At 57.6% G+C, this 1,294-nt stretch carries 2 protein-coding genes and 1 pseudogene; 1 reads left to right on the forward strand and 2 read right to left on the reverse strand.

Annotated features, from left to right (window positions below; translation table 11 throughout):
* Nucleotides 1–438: helix-turn-helix domain-containing protein (locus tag H7848_RS16560; RefSeq protein ID WP_208353718.1), on the reverse strand; the 438-nt coding region annotated here is incomplete at its 3' end.
* A gap of 6 nt (nt 439–444) precedes the next feature.
* Complete coding sequence (locus H7848_RS16565) at nt 445–645, reverse strand: helix-turn-helix domain-containing protein (protein ID WP_208353720.1); 201 nt, start codon at nt 643–645, stop codon at nt 445–447.
* A gap of 222 nt (nt 646–867) precedes the next feature.
* On the opposite strand from H7848_RS16565, the pseudogene H7848_RS16570 reads away from it, so the two are divergent.
* Nucleotides 868–1,294, forward strand: a pseudogene (locus H7848_RS16570) (transposase); the annotation flags it as partial.

Genomic DNA, 1,294 nt, shown 5'->3' on the forward strand with positions numbered 1-1,294 from the left:
GTGGTCAGCTTTGGAGGATCGGATCGGCGCGCTGCGCATGGTCACATCGAAGATATCGGAGACTTCAGACAGGCTGATCGGTGTGATGGGCTTGTGCATGATCGTGTCACACGCCTCGCATAGTGCGGTCAGTTTGGTGCGCGCGCCGTCCGTCTCGCAGTCGACCAGTGCGCCCGCCGGTTTTCGTGCCGCGCGACATTTCAAACAATAGAACTCATCGCGAGACAGATGGGATTTTCGCGCCTGCCTTTGCCCTTCAATAAAACTGATAAGCGCATTACCTCGCACCAACGTTGGCCGCTCACTCTCTAGGGCCGGGAGGCCTTGCTTGATCCAAGCGCGAATGGTGCGGTCAGAACCGCCGGTCACACCCGCCGCCTCTTGGATCGTGTAGCAGCGGAGTGATTTGATCCCGCTGAGTTTGGCTGATTTTGGCATCGGGTCTTACGCCTCGTACCTTGCCAGCCAATCGTGGATGGCGTCCACCCGGATCAGTCGGCGCGTGCCGATCTTGATGCTGGCGATATCGCCCTTGGCCAAGGCCGCGTAGAGCGTTGTGCGCCCCAAACCGGCGAGCCGCGCGGCCTCGTCAGGCGAAACAGCGATTGGGGGTTGCGGACGGTTCGGTTCAACTGGGTTAGTCATGGCTCATTCTCCTTTGTAAGAGCATGAGTGAACCTTGACGGACCCAACCTGAGCAGAAACAGAGGCGAGGTTTCTGACCGGTTATAGCCTGCGTAGTCATCCACCTGCAGGATGCCGCTGAAGCCCTTCAAGATGTTAGAGTTGGCCCGACAAATCTGAACAGTTGAGTTAGGTGGATTTTTTGCTCTTGATGCGGCAGCGTGGCGGGACGAAGGAGCGAAAATGGCAAGACGACCAAGACGGACCCACAGCCCTGCATTCAAGGCGAAAGTCGCGTTGTCGGCTTTGAAGGGCGACAAGACGATGAGCGAGCTGGCGACACAGTTCGATGTGCATCCAAACCAGATCAAGCAGTGGAAGGATCAGCTCCTCGACGGCGTGACGGATGTCTTTGACAACAAGCCCAAGGCCTCGAAGGCACCAGAGATCGATGTCAAATCTCTGCATGCGAAGATTGGTCAGCTGACGCTGGAAAATGATTTTTTGGAAGGAGCGCTCGACAAGGCCGGTCTGTTGCCGAGCGCAAAGAAATGACGGATCGCTCGCACAAGCTGAGCCTCGCGCGGCAGGCCGATCTGCTTGGGATCAGCCGGGGCAGTCTGTACTATGAGCCGCGTCCGGTCTGCGAAGACGATCTAAAGCTGATGCG

Origin of the sequence: Pseudaestuariivita rosea, from assembly GCF_017592335.1 — a bacterium.
Classification (GTDB): domain Bacteria; phylum Pseudomonadota; class Alphaproteobacteria; order Rhodobacterales; family Rhodobacteraceae; genus Parasulfitobacter; species Parasulfitobacter rosea.